General features: G+C 65.9%; 15 protein-coding genes. 5 read left to right on the plus strand and 10 right to left on the minus strand.

The window, feature by feature from the left end; genetic code table 11:
• Window positions 1-115 precede the first annotated feature (115 nt).
• The 4 genes from BLS51_RS30560 to BLS51_RS04050 all read left to right on the plus strand — a co-directional run bounded on the left by BLS51_RS30560 (window position 116) and on the right by BLS51_RS04050 (window position 4,190).
• Window positions 116-370 (plus strand): RNA polymerase sigma factor, encoded by a 255-nt coding sequence (locus tag BLS51_RS30560; protein ID WP_307188138.1) that lies wholly within the window; start codon window positions 116-118, stop codon window positions 368-370.
• 39 nt (window positions 371-409) lie between these two features.
• Entirely contained in the window at window positions 410-622 is a 213-nt protein-coding gene (locus BLS51_RS30565; RefSeq protein WP_307188139.1) for a sigma factor-like helix-turn-helix DNA-binding protein, read from the plus strand.
• On the plus strand, window positions 612-1,634 hold the full coding sequence (locus tag BLS51_RS04045) for a FecR domain-containing protein (protein WP_229207391.1): 1,023 nt from the start codon (window positions 612-614) through the stop codon (window positions 1,632-1,634). The genes BLS51_RS30565 and BLS51_RS04045 overlap by 11 nt, the downstream gene beginning before the upstream one ends.
• Window positions 1,635-1,727: 93 nt before the next feature.
• Complete coding sequence (locus BLS51_RS04050) at window positions 1,728-4,190, plus strand: TonB-dependent siderophore receptor (protein ID WP_090177834.1); 2,463 nt, start codon at window positions 1,728-1,730, stop codon at window positions 4,188-4,190.
• A gap of 33 nt (window positions 4,191-4,223) precedes the next feature.
• On the opposite strand, the gene galB is transcribed toward BLS51_RS04050, so the two are convergent.
• Both galB and BLS51_RS04060 read right to left on the minus strand, forming a co-directional pair.
• Window positions 4,224-6,938, minus strand: coding sequence for a beta-galactosidase GalB (gene galB / locus BLS51_RS04055; protein ID WP_090177831.1), 2,715 nt, complete (start codon window positions 6,936-6,938; stop codon window positions 4,224-4,226).
• Between the two features lie 136 nt (window positions 6,939-7,074).
• Window positions 7,075-7,821: an IclR family transcriptional regulator gene (locus BLS51_RS04060; protein WP_090285661.1), complete on the minus strand. Its 747-nt coding sequence runs from the start codon at window positions 7,819-7,821 to the stop codon at window positions 7,075-7,077.
• A gap of 75 nt (window positions 7,822-7,896) precedes the next feature.
• Here BLS51_RS04060 and BLS51_RS04065 point away from each other — a divergent pair, with 75 nt between their 5' ends.
• Window positions 7,897-9,108 (plus strand): multidrug effflux MFS transporter, encoded by a 1,212-nt coding sequence (locus BLS51_RS04065; RefSeq protein ID WP_090177824.1) that lies wholly within the window; start codon window positions 7,897-7,899, stop codon window positions 9,106-9,108.
• Between the two features lie 17 nt (window positions 9,109-9,125).
• Here the strand turns inward: BLS51_RS04065 and BLS51_RS04070 are convergent, their stop codons facing one another.
• The 8 genes from BLS51_RS04070 to astA all read right to left on the minus strand — a co-directional run bounded on the left by BLS51_RS04070 (window position 9,126) and on the right by astA (window position 20,492).
• Window positions 9,126-9,875 carry a CPBP family intramembrane glutamic endopeptidase gene (locus BLS51_RS04070; RefSeq protein ID WP_090177821.1) on the minus strand — a complete coding sequence of 250 codons (750 nt, stop codon included), beginning with the start codon at window positions 9,873-9,875 and terminating at the stop codon, window positions 9,126-9,128.
• Window positions 9,872-10,282, minus strand: coding sequence for a hypothetical protein (locus tag BLS51_RS04075; RefSeq protein ID WP_090177818.1), 411 nt, complete (start codon window positions 10,280-10,282; stop codon window positions 9,872-9,874). Before BLS51_RS04075 ends, BLS51_RS04070 begins: the two co-directional genes overlap by 4 nt.
• Window positions 10,283-10,383: 101 nt before the next feature.
• Window positions 10,384-12,573, minus strand: coding sequence for a S9 family peptidase (locus BLS51_RS04080; protein WP_090177815.1), 2,190 nt, complete (start codon window positions 12,571-12,573; stop codon window positions 10,384-10,386).
• A 35-nt stretch (window positions 12,574-12,608) separates the two neighbouring features.
• Complete coding sequence (locus tag BLS51_RS04085; RefSeq protein ID WP_090177812.1) at window positions 12,609-14,189, minus strand: alpha/beta hydrolase fold domain-containing protein; 1,581 nt, start codon at window positions 14,187-14,189, stop codon at window positions 12,609-12,611.
• Window positions 14,186-15,616: an amidase family protein gene (locus BLS51_RS04090; protein ID WP_090177810.1), complete on the minus strand. Its 1,431-nt coding sequence runs from the start codon at window positions 15,614-15,616 to the stop codon at window positions 14,186-14,188. The genes BLS51_RS04085 and BLS51_RS04090 overlap by 4 nt, the downstream gene beginning before the upstream one ends.
• On the minus strand, window positions 15,600-17,108 hold the full coding sequence (locus BLS51_RS04095; RefSeq protein WP_090177807.1) for an APC family permease: 1,509 nt from the start codon (window positions 17,106-17,108) through the stop codon (window positions 15,600-15,602). The genes BLS51_RS04090 and BLS51_RS04095 overlap by 17 nt, the downstream gene beginning before the upstream one ends.
• Window positions 17,105-19,270, minus strand: coding sequence for a TonB-dependent receptor (locus BLS51_RS04100; protein WP_175472510.1), 2,166 nt, complete (start codon window positions 19,268-19,270; stop codon window positions 17,105-17,107). Before BLS51_RS04100 ends, BLS51_RS04095 begins: the two co-directional genes overlap by 4 nt.
• Window positions 19,271-19,517: 247 nt before the next feature.
• The gene (gene astA / locus BLS51_RS04105) at window positions 19,518-20,492 is read right to left on the minus strand and encodes an arginine N-succinyltransferase (protein ID WP_090177802.1); all 975 of its coding nucleotides are present in this window, start codon (window positions 20,490-20,492) and stop codon (window positions 19,518-19,520) included.
• Window positions 20,493-20,555: the final 63 nt, after the last annotated feature.

Raw genomic sequence — 20,555 nt, forward strand, 5'->3', positions numbered from 1 at the left:
AGGTATTAAGAAATGCCTACCGCGCTGCACAATTTTTACGATTGGCCACTCCCCTCGTTGCGTAATTGGCAGCAATGCCCTAAAATGGAATGATTCTTATTCACGAAGTGCCAGCATGTCGGCCGTCGAACTCCTGTATTCCCACCATCACGGCTGGCTGTACGGCCTGCTGCAACGCCGCCTGGGCAACCATGGCGATGCGGCCGATCTCGCCCATGACGCATTCATCCGCCTGTTGCTGAAACCGCGCAGTTTCGACAGTGCCGAAGGCGCTCGCGCCTACCTGAGCACGGTCGCGCGCGGGCTGTGCGTGGACCTGTGGCGCCGCCGCCAGGTGGAACAGGCCTGGTTCGACGCCCTGGCTGCCTAGCCGGCCGGCAACGTCTGCTCGGCCGAAGACAGCGCCATCGTGCTACAGGCGCTGACGGCGGTGGACGCCATGCTGCGCAAGCTGCCGGCCAATGCCGCCCGCGCCTTCATCATGGGCAACGTACTGGAAATGACCGACAAGGAAATCGCCGCCGAACTGGGTGTTTCCGACCGCATGGTGCGCAAATACATGGCGCAAGCGATGCTGCACTGTATGCAACTGGAAGCACGCTGGACCGCCGATGCAAGCTGACACCGCGACGCCGTCGCACGCGGTGATGCAGCAGGCGGCCGAATGGTTCGCCCTGCTGCGCTCGGGCGACGCCACCGAACAGGACCGCGCCGCGCTGCGCGACTGGCTGGATCAGGCGGGCGACCATCGCCAGGCCTGGGCGTATGCCGAATCCATCAGCCAGCGCTTCGCCGCCATGCAGGCGCCGGAAAACCGCCAGGCCGCCGCCGGCGCCCTGACGCAAATCCATGCCAAGCGCGGCGGACGCCGCCGCCTGCTGGGCAGCATCGCCGTGCTGGCTGGCGCCGGCTGGCTGGGCTGGGCCGGCTGGCGCGATGGCGGGCTGTCCGATATGGCGCTGGGCTGGGCCGGCTGGCGAGATGGCGGGCTGTCCGACATGGCGCTGGCCTGGTCGGCCGACCATCGCACGGCAACCGGCGAAATGCGCGAGATCCTGCTGGCCGACGGCACCCGCGTCTGGCTCAATACAGCCACAGTGCTGAATACAGACTATCAGCCGGCGATGCGCCGCATCCAGCTGCTCACCGGTGAAATGCTGATCGACACCGGCCACGATCCCCGTCCATTTTTTGCCGAAACGCGCCATGGCCGCCTGCAAGCGCTGGGCACGCGCTTTACCGTGCGGCTGGACGGCGACAACACCTTGCTGGCTGTCTACCAGGGCAAGGTCGCCGTCACCACCAGCGGCGGCGATACGCGCGTGGCCGAGGCGGGCCAACAATTGCGCTTCAGCGCGGACAGCATCCAGCCAACCATGGCGGCCGATCCGGCGCGCGAAGCGTGGACGCGCGGCGTGCTGCTGGCGGCCGACATTCCGCTGCAGGAACTGGTGACCGAACTGGCGCGTTACCACCGTGGTCACCTGGGCGTATCGCCGAAAGTCGCGCATCTGCGCGTGCTGGGCGGCTATCCGCTGCGCGATCCGGAGCGGGCGCTGGCCATGCTGGAGAGTGTTTTGCCGGTCAAGGTCGAGCGCACGCTACCGTGGTGGACCACCATCGAGCCGAAATAAAAATAATTTACACAGACAGTTCCGCTTTTTGGCGAGCACTTCGATTCAGAAGATGAAGCAATCTTCTTATCGATAACTGTCAGAGAGAAATACATGTCGAAGCAACCCACTCCCCGCATCCTGGCGCGCGCCCTGCGCCTGGCGTTGAACGGCGCCGTGCTGGCATCGCCGCTGCTGATCGCCGCGCAAGCACACGCCCAGGCAGCCGCCCCTGCCGCCCGCGACTACAAGATCCCATCCGGCCCGCTGAAGACCGTGCTGACGCGCTTCATCGGCGAGTCCGGCATCTTCCTGGCCGGCTCCACCGATCTGGCCGAAGGCAAGAACAGCCGTGGCCTGCACGGCAAGTACAACGTGCAGCAAGGCCTGGACACGCTGCTGGACGGCACTGGCCTGGAAGCCGTGCCAACCACCAGCGGCGCTTACATGCTGCGCGCGCTGCCGAAAGGCGAACAGACAATGGCAGCGGTGGTGGTCACCGCCGCACGCGACAATATCAGCGAAGGCACCGGCTCGTACACGGCGCGCGCGCTGTCGATCGGGAAAATCAATGCCTCGCCACGCGAAACGCCGCACAGCCTGACCGTCATCACACGCCAGCAGATTGAAGACCAGGGCTTGTCCGACCTGAACGACGTGCTGCGCAGCACGCCCGGTATCGAAGTGTTCAACACCGACTCGGAACGCGTCAGCTACTACGCACGCGGCCAGGAAATCACCAACGTGCAGTTCGACGGCAACGCCGCCATCACGCCCGGCAGCGGCAATGGTTTCTACATCCAGCCGGACATGGCCACCATGGACCATGCTGAAGTGCTGCGCGGCGCGGCTGGCCTGATGCGCGGCGCCGGCAGCCCGTCGGGCGCGGTCAACCTGGTGCGCAAGCGCCCGCTGGAGCAATTCGCGCTGTCCGGCGCCGCCACCGTCGGCCGCTGGGACACCTATCGCGGCGAAGTCGACGTCTCCAGCCCACTGAACGCGTCCGGCTCGGTGCGTGGCCGCGTGGTCGCGGTCAAGGACGATCGCCGCCACTTTCAGAAATCCCGCTACGCCGACAAAGGCGTGTTCTACGCCGTGGTGGAGGCGGACCTGAGCCCGACCACCAAACTGTTCGCCGGTGCCGAATACGCGCAACTGAAAACCAACGGCGCCTGGGGCAACCTGATGGCCAACATCGACGGCAGCCCGATGGTGGTCCCACGCGATACCTATCTCGGCTCGGCAAAAAATCACTGGGACCGCGAGAACCAGCAGGTATTCGCCACGCTGGAACAAGACCTGGGCAGCGGCTGGAGCGCCAAGGCCAGCTTCGATTTCATCAAGATGAAGCGGCTGAACGGCGCCAACGGCTATGTGCAGACGCTGATCTCGCGCAACGCCAAGGACCCGAACAAGATCAACTACCAGATCAGCCGCTGCGGCGAAAAGGACTACACGGCGGAGCAAAGCAGCTGGGACCTGTATGCCAGCGGCCCCTTCTCCTTCCTCGGCCGCCAGCATGAACTGGTGATCGGCGCCAATGGCACCCGCGACTACGCGCAGCCTGTGGCCGGCTCCTGCAGCACCGTCAGCGGCCTGCCGTCGATGACCGGCCTCGATCCCTACACCTGGAACCCGTACACCATCCCCATGCCGGAAGGCGCGCCGTTCACCGGCAAGTACGTCAAGAACCTGACCGAGCAGCAAGGCGCCTACGCCACCGTGCGCTTCAGCGTGACCGATCCGCTGACCGTGATCCTGGGCGCGCGCATGAGCTGGTGGGACTACAAGCCGGACGCCGTCGCCAACGCCTACAGCGTCGACGCCGAGTTCACGCCCTACGTGGCCGCGCTGTTCACGCTCAACGACAACCTGACCGCCTACGCCAGCTACGCCGACGTGTTCACGCCGCAGCGCGCGTTTGGCGTCGGCGGCACGCCGCTGAAGCCGATCACCGGCCGTAACATCGAGCTGGGCATCAAGGGCGAGTTCTACAACAAGCGCCTGAACGCCAGCATGGCAATCTTCCAGCTGGACCAGAACGGCAAGGCGGTCGACGACCTGAGCAGCCCGAATCCCTGCCCGCCGGACTACACCAACGGCTACTGCCAGGTCGCCGACGGCGAACAGCGCAGCCGTGGCTTCGAGGCCGAAGTATCGGGCCAGCCGGGCAAAAACTGGAACATCACCGCCGGCTACACGCTGAACAACACCAAGTACGTGCGCGACACCGCCAGCAACACCGGCAAGGCGCTGCGCACCACCACGCCGAAACACCTGGTCCGCCTGTTCACCACCTACACCCTGCCGGGTGAGCTGAACAAATGGCAGATCGGCGGCGGCCTGAATGTGCAAAGCGAGATCACCAGCCAGAGTGGTACGGCGTTCGCGCGCCAGGGCGGCTACACGCTGGCGTCCGGCTTTGTCGGCTACCGTTTCAGCAACAAGCTGAGCGCGCAACTCAACGTTACCAATCTGCTGGACAAGGTGTATTACGAGAAGATCCGCGAGTACGGCCCCGGCTACTACTACGGCGCCCCTCGCGGTGTGATGCTGACCGTGCGCGGCCAGTATTGAGATGACGGTGCGCCGCCCGGCGCACCTGATTGCTTAACGCGTGCTGCGGATGGTGATGACGGATTCCTTCAAGCCATCCGCCGTTACGCGGACCTTGATCGCGCCAGCCGTACCCGGCTTGGCGCGGACGATACCCAGCACCAGGCCGTTGAACGCGGCGCGCTCAGGCGACTGGAACGAGACAAAGCTGGTGGCATCGCCATTATCGGTGGCCACCAGTTCACCCGGCCCCTCAACCGTGAAGCGCACCTTGTTGCTGGCGCGCGGCGCGGTCGCACCGTTCTTGTCGATGACGCGCACGGTGATGAAGGACAGGTCCTTGCCGTCGCCGGCGATGGTGGAACGGTCCGCCGTGGCGTCCAGCGCGGCCGGCGCATCGGTGGTTTTCACCGACGAGCGCGCCCATTCCTTGCCATCCTTGTAGGCCACCACGCTGATTTCGCCCGGCTCATACACCACGTAATCCCAACGCAGGCGATACGCATACTGCGCCTTCTTCAGCTTGCCTTGCGACTTGCCGTTGACGAACAGCTCGGCCTCATCGCCGGAGGTGAACACGTGCACCGGCGTCACCTCGCCCACGCGTTCAGGCCAGGTCCAGTGCGGCAGGATGTGCAGCGTTTTCTCTTCCGGACGCCAGCGCGATTTGTAGATGTAGTAGCGGTCCTTCTTGAAACCGGCCAGGTCAAAGATGCCGGAGTACGAGCTGCGCGCGCCGTAATATGGTGTCGGCTCGCCGATGTAATCAAAGCCGGTCCAGACGAATTCGCCGGCGGTGTACGGATGCATGTCCAGCGCGCGGAAGGCGCTGTCCGCCGAACTGCCGAAGTCGGCCGCGAACAGTTCATAGGCGCTGACCTGCATGGCTTTCGGATCGCCGCCGACGCCAGGACGCACAGCTGCACTGGTCACGCCCGGCACCGGGAACTGGTACTCGCCACGGCTGGACACCGCCGATGCGCTCTCGGTATGCAAGATCACCTTGTCCGGGAACTTTTCGCGGAACATCGGGAACTTGCCCGGCAGCGTGCGGATGCCCGTTCCCTGGTAGTTCAGGCTGATGACGTCCAGCGTGGTAGGCAGCGGCATGTCCGCCTGCGCCCAGTTCATGGCGTTGGTCAGTGGACGGGTCGGATCTTCCTCGTGCACGATGCCGGCCAGCTTGCGGCCGATGTCGGCGCCGGCTTCGCCGGTGTACTGTTCGCCCACCTCGTTACCCGCGCTCCACATGACGATCGATGGATGATTGCGGTCGCGGCGCAGCATCGAACGCAGGTCCTGCTCGTGCCAGTCGGGGAAGATCAGGTGGAAGTCGAGCGGGGTTTTCTTGCGCTCCCACGAATCGAACACCTCGTCCATGACCACCAGGCCCATGCGGTCGGTCAGATCCAGCAATTGCGGATCGGGAGGATTGTGGCTCATGCGGATGGCGTTGGTGCCCATCTCCTGCAGCAGTTCCAGCTGACGCTCGGCCGCACGCACGTTGAAAGCGCCACCCAGCGCGCCAAGGTCGTGGTGATTGTTCACGCCACGGATCGGGATGTGCTCGTCGTTGACGTACAGGCCGGCGTTCGGATCGAAACGCAGCGAGCGGATGCCGAATTTCGTTTCGTATTTATCGACCACGCGGCCGGCGCTGCGCACGATGGTGACAGCCACGTAACGATTCGGCTTCTGCGTCGGCAACGGTCCCCACAGGCGCGGCTTGGCGATGGTGGCAGTCCCCTTGACCACCGTGCCGGCGCCCGGCGCAACCTGCGTGCGCGGCGTGATGACGCTTGCTACCGCCGCGCCGCTGATGGCGCCCTTGTCGTCCAGCGCGTACAGCTGGGTGGTCAGTTCGGCGTCGGCTGGAACCTTGGCGTCATTGTCCAGCGTGACCTGCCAGGCCACTTCCGCCGATTCACGCGACACTTTCGGCGTGGTGATCTGCACGCCCCATAGCCCGATGTGCAGCGGCGCGGTCTTGGTGATCCAGACATTGCGGTACAGGCCGGCGCCCGGATACCAGCGCGCCGACTCGCCGGTGTTGTCGAGGCGAATGGCGATCTGGTTGTCGGCGCCAGCTTTCACATACGGCGTCAGATCGATGCGGAAGGAGTTGTAACCGTACGGCCAGCCGCCAGCCAATTGGCCGTTGACCCACACGCTGGAATAGGCCATGGCGCCGTCGATGTCGAGGAACAGCGATTTGCCCTGGTCGGCAGCTGGCAAGGTCAGCGTCTTGCGATACCAGGCCGGGCCCCAGGTTTTCAGGCGGCCCATGCCGCCGTATGGGCCGGTGGTCAGAAACGGGCCTTCAATGGCCCAGTCGTGCGGCAGCTGTACGCTGCGCCAGGCTTTGTCGTCAAAGCCGGCCTGGGCATATGGCGCTGCGAATGCCGGGCCGCTGGCCGGACGGGCGTAGCGTTTGGCCGGGTCCTTGATGAAGGCGTTACCAGTTGGCATGATCCACGGTTTCAGCAGCGCGGTATTACCGCGCGCGATGCGGGCAGCCTCTTCCGGCATGGCGTCGGCCACTTTGCCATCGGCCGATTTCAGCACTTCGGGGCGGATGTCGTACAGATAAGGGGCGGAATTGCCGTCCGGGTCGCCGAGGTGGAAACGCCAGTCATCGTTGAACAGGATACGCTGGCGTGGCGCCAGATTGTCGGCCGCCGGCGCGGCCAGTACAGCAGGCGCTGCGACCGCGCCAAATACCGCCAGCATGACCATGGGCGCGCCCGGCCAGAAAGGCTGTGCTTTCATCAAACTCCTCCGAAATAGTGATCAGGTGTCCAGTAAAAGTTGGGCAATTACACTTTCTTCGGTGTTTATGGTTGCGCAACCATTTATAACTATGCGGGAAGCGGCGGCAAAGGTCAACAGTAGAGTTGGGTGGATGTCAGGCTGCTTGCAGTTCCATCAGCCGCGCACGGCAGCGTTCGGCGCATGTCAGCAGCGCTTTCTCGACTTTTGCGCGCTGTTTGTCAAAGCGATGCGTGGGCATCACAACCGAGATGGACAGCAGCACATCGCGGTACACGCCCACCGGCAGGCCGATCGCGCTGCGGCCGAGGGCGTGCTCCTCCAGGTCGTAGGCAAATGCGCCGGCGCGGACGCCGTCCAGTTGCGCAAGCAGCTCGGCGATGCTGGCAACGGTGTGCGTGGTCAGCCGCTGCAAGGGCGTATTCGCGTATAGCGCGGCGACTTCGTCATTGGACAGGCAGGCCAGCAGCCCCTTGCCGCTGGCCATGGTGTAGGCCGGATAGATTGCCCCCACGGCCGGCACGGCGCGTTCGGACTGGTCTGACAGGAAACGGTCCATGAACAGCACTTCGCCGCCACTCAGCGTCGACAGGTCGATGGTTTCATGCGTCGCTTCGAACAGGCCGTACAGCGCGCCGCGCAATTCCTGCGAGATGCCGGAGCCGGGCAGCTCTCCGAGGCGGCGCAATCCCCATCCGGGCCGCACGCCCCCTGCCCCGGCCTGCACCAGATGCTCCATCTCCAGCGCATCGACAATGCGCTGCACGGTTGAGCGCGCCAGTCCGGTGGCGTTGGCCAGCTTGCCCAGGCTCAGACCGTCCGGCTGCGCACCGACCTCCCGCAAGATCGCAGCCGCTCTCGAAATAACTTGTATGCCTTCCATCCACAGCTCCCATGCATCAGCAAAGTGTACCGCATCATGATACACTACTGTACCGCCTAACGATACAGTATCATTATGTCATATATTAAAACCACGTCGCCGCTCTACATCGTCATGCTTGGCCTGCTGTCGGCCCTGCCGCCGCTGGCGATTGACCTTGGCTTGCCGGCAATACCCGCTTTGCAGGCCGGTTTCCACACCAGCATCGGCGAAGCCACGCGTACGCTTACCGTGTTCCTGCTTGGCTTTTCCGTCGGCCCCATCCTGTTCGGGCCGCTGTCGGACCGCTACGGCCGCAAGCCGGTGCTGATCGCTGGCCTGGCGCTGTTCTCGCTGGCCGCCATCGCCTGCGCCTATGCCGATCAGATCGGCACGCTGCTGTTGTTGCGGCTGGCGCAAGGCGTTGCCGCCGGCGCGGCTGCAGCCCTGCCGGCCGCCATCGTACGCGATGTCTTCAACGGCGAGGCGGCGCTGTCGCGCCAGTCGTATGTCGCGCTGGTCAACGCCGTCGCGCCGCTGGTGGCGCCGCTGCTGGGCGCTGGACTGCTGCACTTCGGCAGTTGGCGGCTGATTTACGCCAGCCTGGGCGCCATCGGCTTCCTGCTGCTATTGCTGGGCGTCTTCGGCTACCAGGAAACCCGGCCGCAAGCTGGCAAGCAGCCTCAGCAGAACGCCCTGCGCAGCGCTATCTCGGCATATGGCCAGGTGTTGCACAGCCGCGCTTACCTGATCCACACCGCGCTGCTGGCCACCTCGTTCGGCACCATGTTCGCCTATATCACCGGCTCGTCGGCGGTGTTTATCGACATGCTGGGCGTATCGAACGGCGTCTATGGCGGACTGTTTGCGCTGACGGCGGCCGGCACCATCATCGGCGCGGCCGCCGGTGCGCGATTGGCGCGACGCTGGGGCGCCGACCGCCTGTTGAGCCTCGGCGTCGTCGCGTCCAGCGTCATCAGCATTGTGCTGCTGATCGTCGCGATGGCCGGCGCCGGCTCGATCGCGCTGGTCGCGGCCTGCGTTTTGCTGAGCAATATGTGCGCCGGCATCGTAATGCCGAACGCCACCCACCAGGCGCTGGCAACCGTCGGCCATGTCGCCGGCAGCGCCGCCGCCCTGCTGCGCTCGATGCAGATGCTGGCCGGCGCCACCGCCGGCGCGCTGGTCGGCCTGTTCGCCGGCAATCAGTTGACGGTGATGGCGGCGGTCATGACGCTGTCCGCGCTGCTCGGCCTCGCCTGCCTGTTGGTGCGCCAGAAGCACCAGGCCATCCTTCAGCCGCTATGACGGCGCCCTGGTAGGCCTTACGCCGTTTCGATTTTGATCAAGGCCCGCCGGCTGCCGCGCAGCAGGTAGACGCCGTACAGACACAAGGGCAACACCGCCAGCAAGGCGGCGTAAGGCAGCACCGAGCTTTCGCCGTCCGCCGAAGCGGAGAGCATGGATGTCACCAGTGCGAAATCCCACAATCCATGCACCACCACCATCGGCCAGATCGAGCGGGTGCGCAGGCGGATCGCCGCATAGCAAACACCCTGCAGGAAAGCGGCCGCCGATTGCCACAGCGCGCCACTGAAGTCCCCGGTCGCCAGGCCGTTCACCGTGTGCGCCAGGCCGAACAGCACCGAACACACCAGCACCGCCGGCCACACCGGCAGCTTGTCCAGCAAGCCTTGCAGCAGTATCGCGCGGAACATCAGCTCTTCCGACACCGCCACCAACGCGGTGTTGATGGCGACGATCAGCAGCACATTACGCGGCGGCCAGCCGCCGGCCCATGCCACCAGCAGCATCAGCAATGAATACAACAACGGCGGCCAGACCAGCCAGGTCGATTTCAAGGGCTCAGGCGCCCCAAGTCCCAGCGTGCGGCGGTGAGAAGACAGCAGCACCACCGCGACCGTCAATGCGGCAGCCAGCAACCACGGCAGGCCGATGCTGCCGCCAACCGACGCCGCCAGCGACTGTTGTGCCTCGCCGGCCCCCAGCCAGCGGCCACTGACCGTCAGCAGCAGCCAGGCCGCCAGGACGCAAAGAGCGCGCGCCAGCGTCAATCCTTCACCGCGATCTTCAAGGTAAAGTTGGCGCGCTCGTCGCGGCGCGCCGCATTGGCCATCAGGTAGACGCTGATCTTGTAGTCGCCGTCCTGCGCCACCTTGGCGCTATAACGGGCGCCGTCGCGCGCGCCGACAAACAGCGCGTCGCCTTCGCCCGGCCCGCTGACATTGAAATAATTGGAGCGCAGATTGGTTTTCAGCGTTACCGTCAGCGACTGCCCCTGGCGCAGGCGAATCGTGTAATCCGCCGTATCGTGGCCGCGCAGCTTGCCGCGCATGGTCTTGGTTTGCGGTGCGCCACTCAGCTCCGTCATGTGACGCGCCAACTGGCCAGCCGCTTCGGCCGGAACGGAAGTCAGGACCAGCGCGCCGCACAGCGCAGCAATGGCCGGCAAAGCATTCATATCATCTCCCAGGCATCAGACTCTGAACCCAACAATAGCACATACGACAATTTGCTGAGTTTAGCGGCTGCCAGCTCGATGTAACAATCGCCTCGCCGCCGTCAGGACTGCGGCACCTTGCCCCATTTCCGGTCGGCCGCCCACATGGCAAATGCCAGGAAAGACGCACCCTCCTCGTACATGGCCCTGGCGCCCGGATCGCCCATATGCCCGGCGTACATCGCGGTCCGCGACAGGATGGGATTGCCCGCCGTGGTCAGCGCGCGCGCCTTTACCGCGAACTTCAGCGGTTCCCAGAAAGCGACGCGGTTATCGGCCACGCTGCCTACCGCCAGCAGCGCTGGATAGGCAGTCTTGCGCAACTGGTCATACGGCGAATAGCTGGCGATGTAAGCATGTTCTTCCGGCACGCGCGGGTCGCCCCAGAACGGGAACGAGGTGGTGCCCAGCGGATGGTTCTCGTAATGCTCCATCGTGGTCAGCACGTCGACAAACGGCACGCGCGCGATCACGCCAGCCCACAGGTCCGGACGCATGGTGTAAATCGCCCCCATCAACAGCCCGCCGGCCGAATAGCCGTGCGCGACGATGCGCTGCTTGCGCGTGTAGCGTTGACTGATCAGGTATTCAGCACAGTCGATAAAGTCGGTGAAGGTTTTCTTCTTGCCCTGCTTGAGCACCGAACGCCACCAGTCGGTGCCGCGCTCGGCGCCGCCACGCACGTGGGCAATGGCGTAGATCCAGCCCTGGTCGACCGCCGCAATCGCCATCGATGAAAATTCCGCATCCACCGTGCCGCCGTAGGAGCCGTAAGCATACAGATACAGCGGTGCGCTGCCGTCCAGCTTTTGTCCCTTGCGCATCAACACCGTGATCGGCACCAGCACGCCGTCTGCGCCCGGCGCCACCAGCCGGCGCACTTCATAGCGCTCACGGTCATACGCCGCCGAGACCACGGGCTTGTCCACGCGTGCGTAGCTGCCGCTGGCCAGCGTCAGCAGACAGGACGCACGCGGCGAGCGCGGTGACTGGTAGGTAAACGCCAGTGTCGGCGACTGCCAGCCCTGGCCGTTCGGCACGCTGATCGCATAGGCTGCTTCATCGAAGCTGATTTCCTTTTCCTTGCCGTCTTTCGACATCACCACCAGCCGTGGCAATGCATCGCGCCACTCCTCGCGCACCAGATAATCCGCGAACGGATGGATGGCCAGAATGAAGCGGCCCGGCTGATGCGGGACGAAGGGTTGCCAATTGGCGCGGCCCGGCGCGCCGATGCTGGCCGTGACCAGCTTGTAATCGACCGCGCCGTCGGCATCGGTCAACAGCAGCAGCTTGCCGTTCCATTCCTCGACATCGTAATGCAGCCCCTGCGTGGCCGCTTCGACCAGAACAGGCTCGGCGGTCGGTGTGGCCATCGGCACCAGGCGTACTTCGGTCATGTCGCCGTTGAACATGCGGATGACCAGATAGCCGCCAGCCACCGTGGTGCGCAGGCTGACGAAGAATGCCGGGTCCTTGTTCTCGTAGACCAGCGTGTCGGCGCCGCTGCCACCAATCTCGCGGCGGAAGATTTTCGATGGCCGGCCTTTGTCGGTGCGGCCGCACCAGAACAGATAGCGCCCGTCGCTTGAGAAAGCGAATTCGCCGTGCGAGTCGAGGATATCCTCCACCAGCAGCTTGCCGCTGGCGACATCGCGCACCAGGATCGAGAAGATGTCGGAGCCACGCAAATCCGCCGCCCAGCCGAACAGGCGGCCATCACGGCTATGTTGCGGACCGCCCCAACTCAGCTTGTAGTACTTCTGTCCCTGCGCCTCGGCGCCGACATCCAGCAGGATCTGTTCTGCACCTCCGGCCAGCGGACGCCGCGCATAGACCGGATGATCGCTGCCTTCCTTGCTGCGCTGGTAGTACAGATAGTCGCCATCACGCACCTGCAGTGGCGCGCTATCCAGCGCGTCCAGCGCCTGCATGCGTTCGATCAGTTGCCGCTGCAGCGGCGCCGAGGGGGCCAGCATGGCGTTGGTGTAGTCGTTCTCCGCTTTCACCACCGCCTTGATCGGCGCGTCGAGCGAGTCCGGCGCGCGCAGCACGGCGTGCCAGTCCTTGGGCTGGAACCAGGCGTAATCGTCCATGCGGTGATAACCCAGGTTGCCGACGTCGGCGGGCATGCGCGCGTGCTGTGGCGGCGCAGGCCACTGGCGTTTGGCGACACTGGCGGCGAACGCGGGCGCCATCGCGCTGGCAGCAAGGCCACCGGCGGAAACCAGGAACTTTCGACGATCTATCATGCTGCATCCTTATCTTTTGACATCACAAAATCCCATCAGCCCAGCGTGCTGCGCAGCCATTGCGCGCCATCGTCGATGGCCTGGCTGGCGAGCGCCGACACGCCCATCGCTTCGATGAAGCTGTGCGGCGCGCCCGGATAGACCTTCACCTTGACCGCGACGCCGGCTTCCAGCAGGCAGCCGGCCATCAGCATATTCTGCTCGGCCAGCACGTCGCACTCGGCCACCAGCAGGAATACCGGCGGCAAGCCCTGCAGCGCGGCCAGCACCGGCACCAGGTAGGGGTCGCGGCGGTCGCCGATGTGGCCGACATAGTTGGCCCAGAACTCATCCACCTCGTCTGCGGTGAGCATATCGTCCGGTGTGCCGTAGCGCTGGCGGGAAGCCGGCGAGCACTCGGGCGAAAAGCCACCGTAGATGCTGAGGATGGCCTTGACGGCATCCCCCTCGCCAGCGTCGCGCAACTTCAGCGCCGTTCCCATCGACAGGCTGCCACCGGCGGAGTCGCCCCCCAGCGCCAGCCGGTCGGCATCGATACCAAGCTCGCCGGCATGCGCACGCAGCCAGCGCACCACGCCGACCACCTGGTTCAACGCCACAGGATAGCGCGCTTCCGGCGCCAGCGCGTAGTCCACGCCCACCACCACCATGCCGCTGCGCGCCGCGTACTCGCGCATCAGCCGGTCGTGCGTGTCGATGCTGAACAAGGCCCAGCCGCCGCCATGCATATACACCATGGCGGCTTGCCCACTGCCAGCCAGCGGCCGGTAGAAGCGCAGACGCACCGGGCCTGCTTCGGTATCGATCACGCGTTCCTCGGTGCTGGCCATCTGCGGTCCGCCCTGCTGCCATGGCAGGCGCGATTGCTCGGCCACCACGCGGCGCTCCGGCCAGCTGAGCGAGCGGCCGGCGGTCAGCGCGCGGCCCCGGTCGCGGACGTCGTCGATGAACCGCATGATATCGGGATCAAGCGCGGACGGCACCGGTACAGTCGGCAAGCTCGCCAGCCCGGCGGGACGGTCGGCGAAGCGACGCATCCAGTCGGCCAGCGCATCGCCTTGGGTCAGTTGCAGGCCGCGCAGGATGTCGGCGAACACATCGTCGCGCTCGTCCTGCCCCAGCTTGAAGCGGCTGCCCACCGACACGATGCGCGCGTGGAAGCCGACGATGCCGTGCGACAGCCGCGCATAGCGCTCGCCCATGTCTTCGATCGCCCACGCCGCCGGCCTGCCGGCCTCCATCTCGCCGGCCAGCCGGCGCAGCAGCGCGTCGGCGTCCTGCGGCGTGTCGCGGATCTCGACCTCGACCTCGAACTGCGCATAGGCGTAGTTCCAGGTCGGCGCCTGGCTGCGGTCGGCGTACCACGACGGTGAAATATAGCCATGCGGGCCGAGCAGCAGCACCTTGGCCCTGGGCGAACGCGCCAGCGCCGACCACTGCGGATTGTTGCGGCCGAAATGGCCGAGCAGGCGCAGCGGCTTGCCGGCCGCGTCGCATTCGAGCTGGACCGGCAGCACGGTCGCCTGCAGGTCGCCGGAGACGATCCACGCCAGCGGCTGGCCGCGCACCAGGTCGATCAGATCGGCGGGACCACGGGGGAGGAATTTATCGGTCATACGGGCGCCGCCGACAAGCCCTGCGTGGCGACCGACACCGCCGGCCAACGCGCGTGCCACGGCAGCGCCGCCTCCAGTTCGTAGGCCAGCGCCAGCAGCATGTCCTCCTGGCCGCGGTCGGCCGCGAACATGCTGCCGATCGGCAGCCCTTCGCCGCTGGTGAACAAGGGCAGCGAGATCGCCGGCGTGCCCGCCATGTTTTGCAGCGGCGTGTAGGAGATCCAGTCGAACATGGTCTCGCGCAGCGTGTCGACCGGCACCGTCGGCGCGAAGCTGCCCAACAGCGGCGGCGGCGTCAGCGCCACCGGCGACAGCACCACGTCGTATTGCTCGAAGAATTTCGCCAGCTGCGCCGGCAGGCCCGCCAGTTGCCGGTACGCCGCCTCCAGCGCGCTGGTCGGCAGCGACTCGGCGCGCTTGGCGATGTCCAGCGTCCAAGGCTCCAGCGCGTCCTCGATGCGGCGGCCGCCGAGCAGCGGCCGCACCGCGTCGACGCAATCGGCGCCCAGGTGCGACCACAGATCGTCGAACGATTGCATGAAGGCCGCGCCGTCGATCGGCCATCGCACCGCCTCCACCCGATGGCCGAGCGAGGCGCACAGGTCGGCGCTGCGGCGGATCACGGAAACCACGTCCGGGTGCGGCGCGGTGCCGCGCAAGCCGTTTTCGATCACCGCCACGCGCAGCCGGCGCGCTGCGGCGCCCTGCACCATCGGCCGGTTCGGCTGCAGATGGGTGGCGGCGAAGCCCCAGGCGGTGTCGCGCACGCTGCGCGACATCAGGCTGTCGCCGACCAGCAGGTCCTCCACGTTGTGGCGCGAGCGCACCCGCACGGTGGCGTCGCGGCCCGGCTTCAGGCCGACCAGGCCGCAGGCCGAGGCCGGCAGGCGGATCGAGCCGCCGCCGTCGCTGCCCTGCGCCAGCGGCACCAGGCCGGCCGCCACGGCGGCGCCGGCGCCGCCGCTGGAGCCGTTCGGCGAATGGGCCAGCGACCACGGATTGCGCGTCACCGGGCCGCCCAACGGCTCGGTCGAGCCGAGCAGCCCGAACTCGGGCATCGAGCTCTTGCCGACCGCGACCAGGCCGGCCGCGTCCAGCCGCTCCACATACGGGTAGCCCTTGGCCACCGGAATGCTGGTGCGGCTGCGCGAGCAGGAACGGCTCGGCATGCCCGGATAGTCGAGCGAATCCTTCGGCATCCACGGCACCCCGCGCATGGCGCCGCCCTCTGGCAGGCCGGCGGCGCGCGCCAGCGCCTGCTCCGCCGCGACATGGCTGGCGGCGCGCAGCGTCGGGTCCAGCGCCTCGATGCGCATCAGCGCGGCTTCGGTCAGCGTGGCGGCATCGAGTTCGCCCTTGCGGACCAGTTCGGCCTGATCGTGGGCGTCCAGGCGCCCCAACGCGAAGGCTTCAGTGATTTTCAGCATACGATGGTGTTTCCGTTTCAGGTGGTTGGTGAGAAAGACGGCCGAGCGCGCGCGGCCGTCCGTAGAACCGATATAGCGAGAAGCCGGCCAGCGCGTACACGCCGAGCAGGCCGACCGATAGCCAGTCGCCGCGGCGCGCCTGGCCGACGATGTCGAGCGCCACCGGCAGCGTCATGACGAAGCTGGTGACGATGGCGGCCACCGGCACGAAGCCGATCCAGACCCCGCCGATGCGCACGCCGCCCAGCGGCACGCGGAACTTGCGCGGCAGATCCGGCTGCGTGTTGCGCACATGGATCAGGCTCACCGCGACCATGGCGAACATGAAGGCCACGCCAAACGAGATCAGGTCGGCCATCACAGAGATCGGCAACAATGCCGCGCCGATCGCCGCGATCGCCGCCAGCAGCAGGTTGCCCTTCCACAGGCTGTTGCGGTTCCGGTGCACGCTCGCGAACAGGTCGGGCAGATAGCCGTCGCGCGCCATCGCGTAGCAGATCCGCGAATGGCCGAAGGCGTTGGCCAGCAGCACCGAGGCCAGCCCGGCCAGCGCGCCGACCTTGATCAGCAGCGCGATGCCCGGCATGCCGATGCGGTCGACCGCGATGGCGATCGGATCGGGCACGCCCAGCTCACGGAACGGCACCAGCCCGGTCAGCACGATCGCCGACAACACGTACAAGCCGGTGCACACCGCCAGCGAACCGAGGATGCCGATCGGCACGTCGCGCTGCGGATGGCGGGTTTCGGCGGCGGCGGTGGACACCGTCTCGAAGCCGAGGAAGGCGAAGAACAACAGCGACGCGCCGCGCGCCACGCCCTCCCAGCCGTAGGTGAAACCGCCCTCGTTGGGCGGTACGAACGGGGCCCAGTTGGCCGGATCGACCGCGCCCATGCCGACCAGAATGAAGCCGGCCAGCACCCCCACCTTGACCACCACCAGCAGCGTGCTGACCAGCGAGTAGCGCGACATGCCGAGCGCGGCGATGCCGCCGGCGCACAACACCGCCAGCGCCGCCACCAGGTTGCAGCCGGCGCCCAGCGACAGCGCGTGCCTGCCGTCCACCACCGCCGACTGGATCAGCGGCGTCGACAGCGCGGCCGGCAGCGCGACGCCGAAGTCGCCGAGCAGGCTGCCCAGGTAGCCGGCGAAGCCGACCGCCAGCAGCGAGGCGGCGATGCTGTATTCGAGGAACAGCAGCCAGCCGAGCGACCAGGCCGGGCCGCCGCCGAGCGCGCGCCGGCAATAAGAATAGGCCGAGCCGGATTCCGGCATGCTGGACGCCAGTTCGGCGTAGCACAGCGCCACCAGCAGGCAGGCGAACCCGGCGACGACGAACGACAGCGTCACCGCCGGCCCGGCGAAGCGCGCCGCCGCCGTGCCGGTCATGACGTAGACGCCGGCGCCGAGGATGTTGGCGATCCCCAGCACCAGCAGCCCGCCCCAGCCGAGGCTGGGACGCAGCGCGCCGGTCCGCATCGGTCCGCTCATAACTGCCAGTGCAGGCGCACGCCGGCGGTGCGCGGCCGGATCACGAACTGCTGCTGGCCGAACAAGGCGTCGTTGCCGTAGCTGAAGGTGACCCCGCGCTTGTCGGCGATGTTGTTGACGAACAGGCTCAGCTCAACATTGTCGAACCACATCGCGTAGCGGCCGTCGAACTGGCTGAAGCCGTTGATGCGCTGGTCGGTCTGCTGCAGGTTGGCCGGCGCGTCGGACAGGTAGCGTCCGCTGAGCGAGGCGCTGGCGTTGTGGCGGTCATTCCACTTGTAGGTCAGCGTGCTCGACAGCTGATTCTTCGACGAGCCCGGCAATTGCTGCCCCTTGTGCAGCGGCACCGTCGCCTGCAGCAGATCCTGCGTCAGCTTGGCGTCGAGGTAGGTATAGTTGACGCCCAGTTCCAGGTTCTCGGTGGCGCGGAACGAACCGGAGAACTCCAGCCCGCGCAGCCGCGCCTTGCCGGCGTTGGTGCCGTAGGTCAGGCCGTCTGGACGGCTGAGGCGCACCTGCAGGTCGCTCCAGTCGATATTGAAGACGTCGACGTCGAAGGTGATGCGGCGGTTCAGCAGCGAGGATTTCACGCCCAGCTCGTAGTTGCGCAGCGAGTCGCTGCCCCAGCCGGTCGGCGTGGTGAAGCCGGCGATCGGCGTCAGACTGTTGGCGCCGCCGAAGCGGAAGCCCTCCGACGCCACCGCGTAGTACATGGTCTGCGGCGTCGGCTTGTAGCTGACCGACAGCTTCGGCGAGAAGCCGCTCTCGGCCTGGTAGCCGATCGGGATGATCAGGCCGTCCGGGTAGAGCACGCCGTGGTACTCGGAACGGCTGTTGAGCGAGGTGTCGTAGCGGCGCCCGCCCGCCGTCAGCTTCCAGCCGCCGTCCAGGTTGACCGAAACTTCGCCGAACACCGACTTGTCCTTGCCGTAGGTCTGGCTGAATCCCCAGTGGTAGAAATCGCCGCGCAGCAGCCCGGCGCCGACCTGCGGCGTCAACACCGCGTTGGCGCCCTGCGCCGAGATGTCCTCGTCGAAGCGCTTGTCGGTCTTCTGGTACGAGGCGCCGACCAGCCACTCGAAGCGCCCCCCGTCCGGGGAGGCCAGCCTCACCTCGTAGTTGTTGTTCTTGCTCTCGCCCAGTTGCCGGAACAGCTGCGGATTGACGGTGCCCATGAAGTTCGGGAAATACGGCGAATAGTCGAAGTGCAATTCCTGCTGCTTCTTGTTGTACGAGGCCAGCGCGGTCAGCTTGGCGAAGCCGAAGTCGCGCTCGACGCGCGCGCTGTGCAGCGCGAAGTCCAGGTCGAAGCTGGTCGGCAGCGCGGTCGAACGTTCCAGTTCGCCGTAGCGCGTCATGCGGTAGGACTCGTCATCGGCAAACGAGCTTTGCCACAGGCTGAACCAGCTGACCCTGGTTTTGCTGTCCGGCGTCCACACCAGCGACACGCGGCCGTCGGTGACGCGATTGTCGTTGCTGCCTTTCTTGCCGATGCCGATGTTGTCCAGATAGCCCGGCATTTCGCGCTTGACCACCACCACCCGCGCCGCCAGCTCTTTGGCGATCAGTGGCACGTTGAGCATCGCCTTGCCGGTGTAGCCCAGGCTGTGGGCGTTGACGGTCTTGCTGAGCGAGGTTTCCAGCGTGGCGTCAAAACCGCCGGCGTCCGCTTCCTTGGCCACGTAGTTGATGGCGCCGCCCAGCGACGAGGCGCCATACAGCGAACCCTGCGGGCCACGCAGCACTTCCACGCGGCTGACATCGAAGGTGTCGATATCCGGGATCGAAATGGTGTAGCCCACTTCGGTCAGCGGAATTTCGTTGATGTAGTAGCCGGTGGTGCCCTGTCCCTGGTCCAGGCCGGCCGAGGTGCCGACACCGCGGATCACAGCAGTGGAATTGCCGCTCGGGCCAGCGTTGAACACCACGCCCGGCAGCTTGCCCAGGTAGTCGGCGAAGGATTCGGCGCCGACCTTGCTCAAGGCCTCGCCACTCATGACGCTGGCGCCGCCAGCGGTATTGGCGGCCGTCTGGCCGCGCTTGCCCACCACCACGATGGATTCCACCTGGGATGCGTCCGGCGTGGCGCCGGCTTGGGCATGGGCTGCACCGGTGAACAGGCTCAGCAACGCTAACGACAGCACTGAATATCTTGGTTTCATTCTCAAAAACTCTCCGTAGCAATGGGGCGGCGTGACTGGAATTGAAGCGACCATCCTTACTGTAGGGCGAAACAAAGCCTCAAGTCCATCTGCCGCCATCACGCCTGAAATTTCTCAAGACTATGATTTTTATGGCTATTTTTCCGACTCGCACAAGATTAGCGTTCCTGCGGCAGCGACAACCGCAGATTCTTAGCGCGCCGATGCCGAAAAACCGCAGTTCCTGCACCACGGTGCAAAAACCCCGTCAAACCATGCCAAGCACGCGAATGGTGCAATCGGTGGTGCATTGCAGTGCATGCTGGTCGGCGACCGGCGCCGCCATCACGCGGAAACCGGCCATGTCGGTATTGCAGATCAGCGACAGGCTGGCGCCGGGCGGCGCATCGCCGAGGCGGAGCGCAACACTGTCGCGCACCGCCCGCAGGTCGCGCAACTGCGCATGCAGCACCGGGCCGCCGTCGAAAATGTCGATATAGCTGCTGGCGCACAAGCCCTCCTGCTCCAGTAGCCGGCGCGCCGGCAGCGTGTCGGCATGGGTGACACCGATGACCGCACGCGCCGCTTCGGACAGGAAACTGGTGTAAATCGGATAACGCGGCATCAGTTCGGCGATGTAGCTCTTGCCACCGGGCTGGCACAAATCATCGGCACGCTGGAAATCCATCTGGAAGAATTTCCTGCCGATCGCCTCCCAGAACGGCGAGCTGCCGTCCGGCTGCTGGAAGCCGCGCATCTCGGCGAACACCGTTTGCGTGAACAAATGCGGAAACTGCGCGATGAACATGAAGCGGCTCTTCGACAGCAGCCTGCCGTTGCTGCCGCTGCGGTAGGCGGGATGCAGGAACAGCGAGCACAGTTCGGCACAGCCGGTCAGGTCGTGCGTCATGTACAGCACCTCGTGGCGGTGGTAGACGCCCACCGACGGCGCCGAATGCACCAGCGCGCCGATACGGTAGTTGTAGAAAGGCTCATCCAGGCCAACTGCGGATTTGATGGCGGCAATGCCGGCCAGCCGGCCCTGGACGGTGTCCTCCAGCACAAACACATAATCGCATTCGGCCGGCGATAGCGCTTGCCGGAACGAGGCTTCCGCAAGCGCCAGCCGCGCAGCCAGCGCGGCTCTGTCCGCCTTGAGCGTGGTCATGCCCGGACCGGCGGCCAGCGCCAGCGCATGAACGCCTTCGAGATCTGCGGCTTTGGCCGCCCTCACCAACAACATACCTGGCTCCCTGTTGAAGAAAGCCTGACTCTGGCGCAAGGGAATTCCGCCGTCCAGAGGTAC

Origin of the sequence: Duganella sp. OV510, from assembly GCF_900100205.1 — a bacterium.
Taxonomy (GTDB): Bacteria; Pseudomonadota; Gammaproteobacteria; order Burkholderiales; family Burkholderiaceae_D; genus Rugamonas.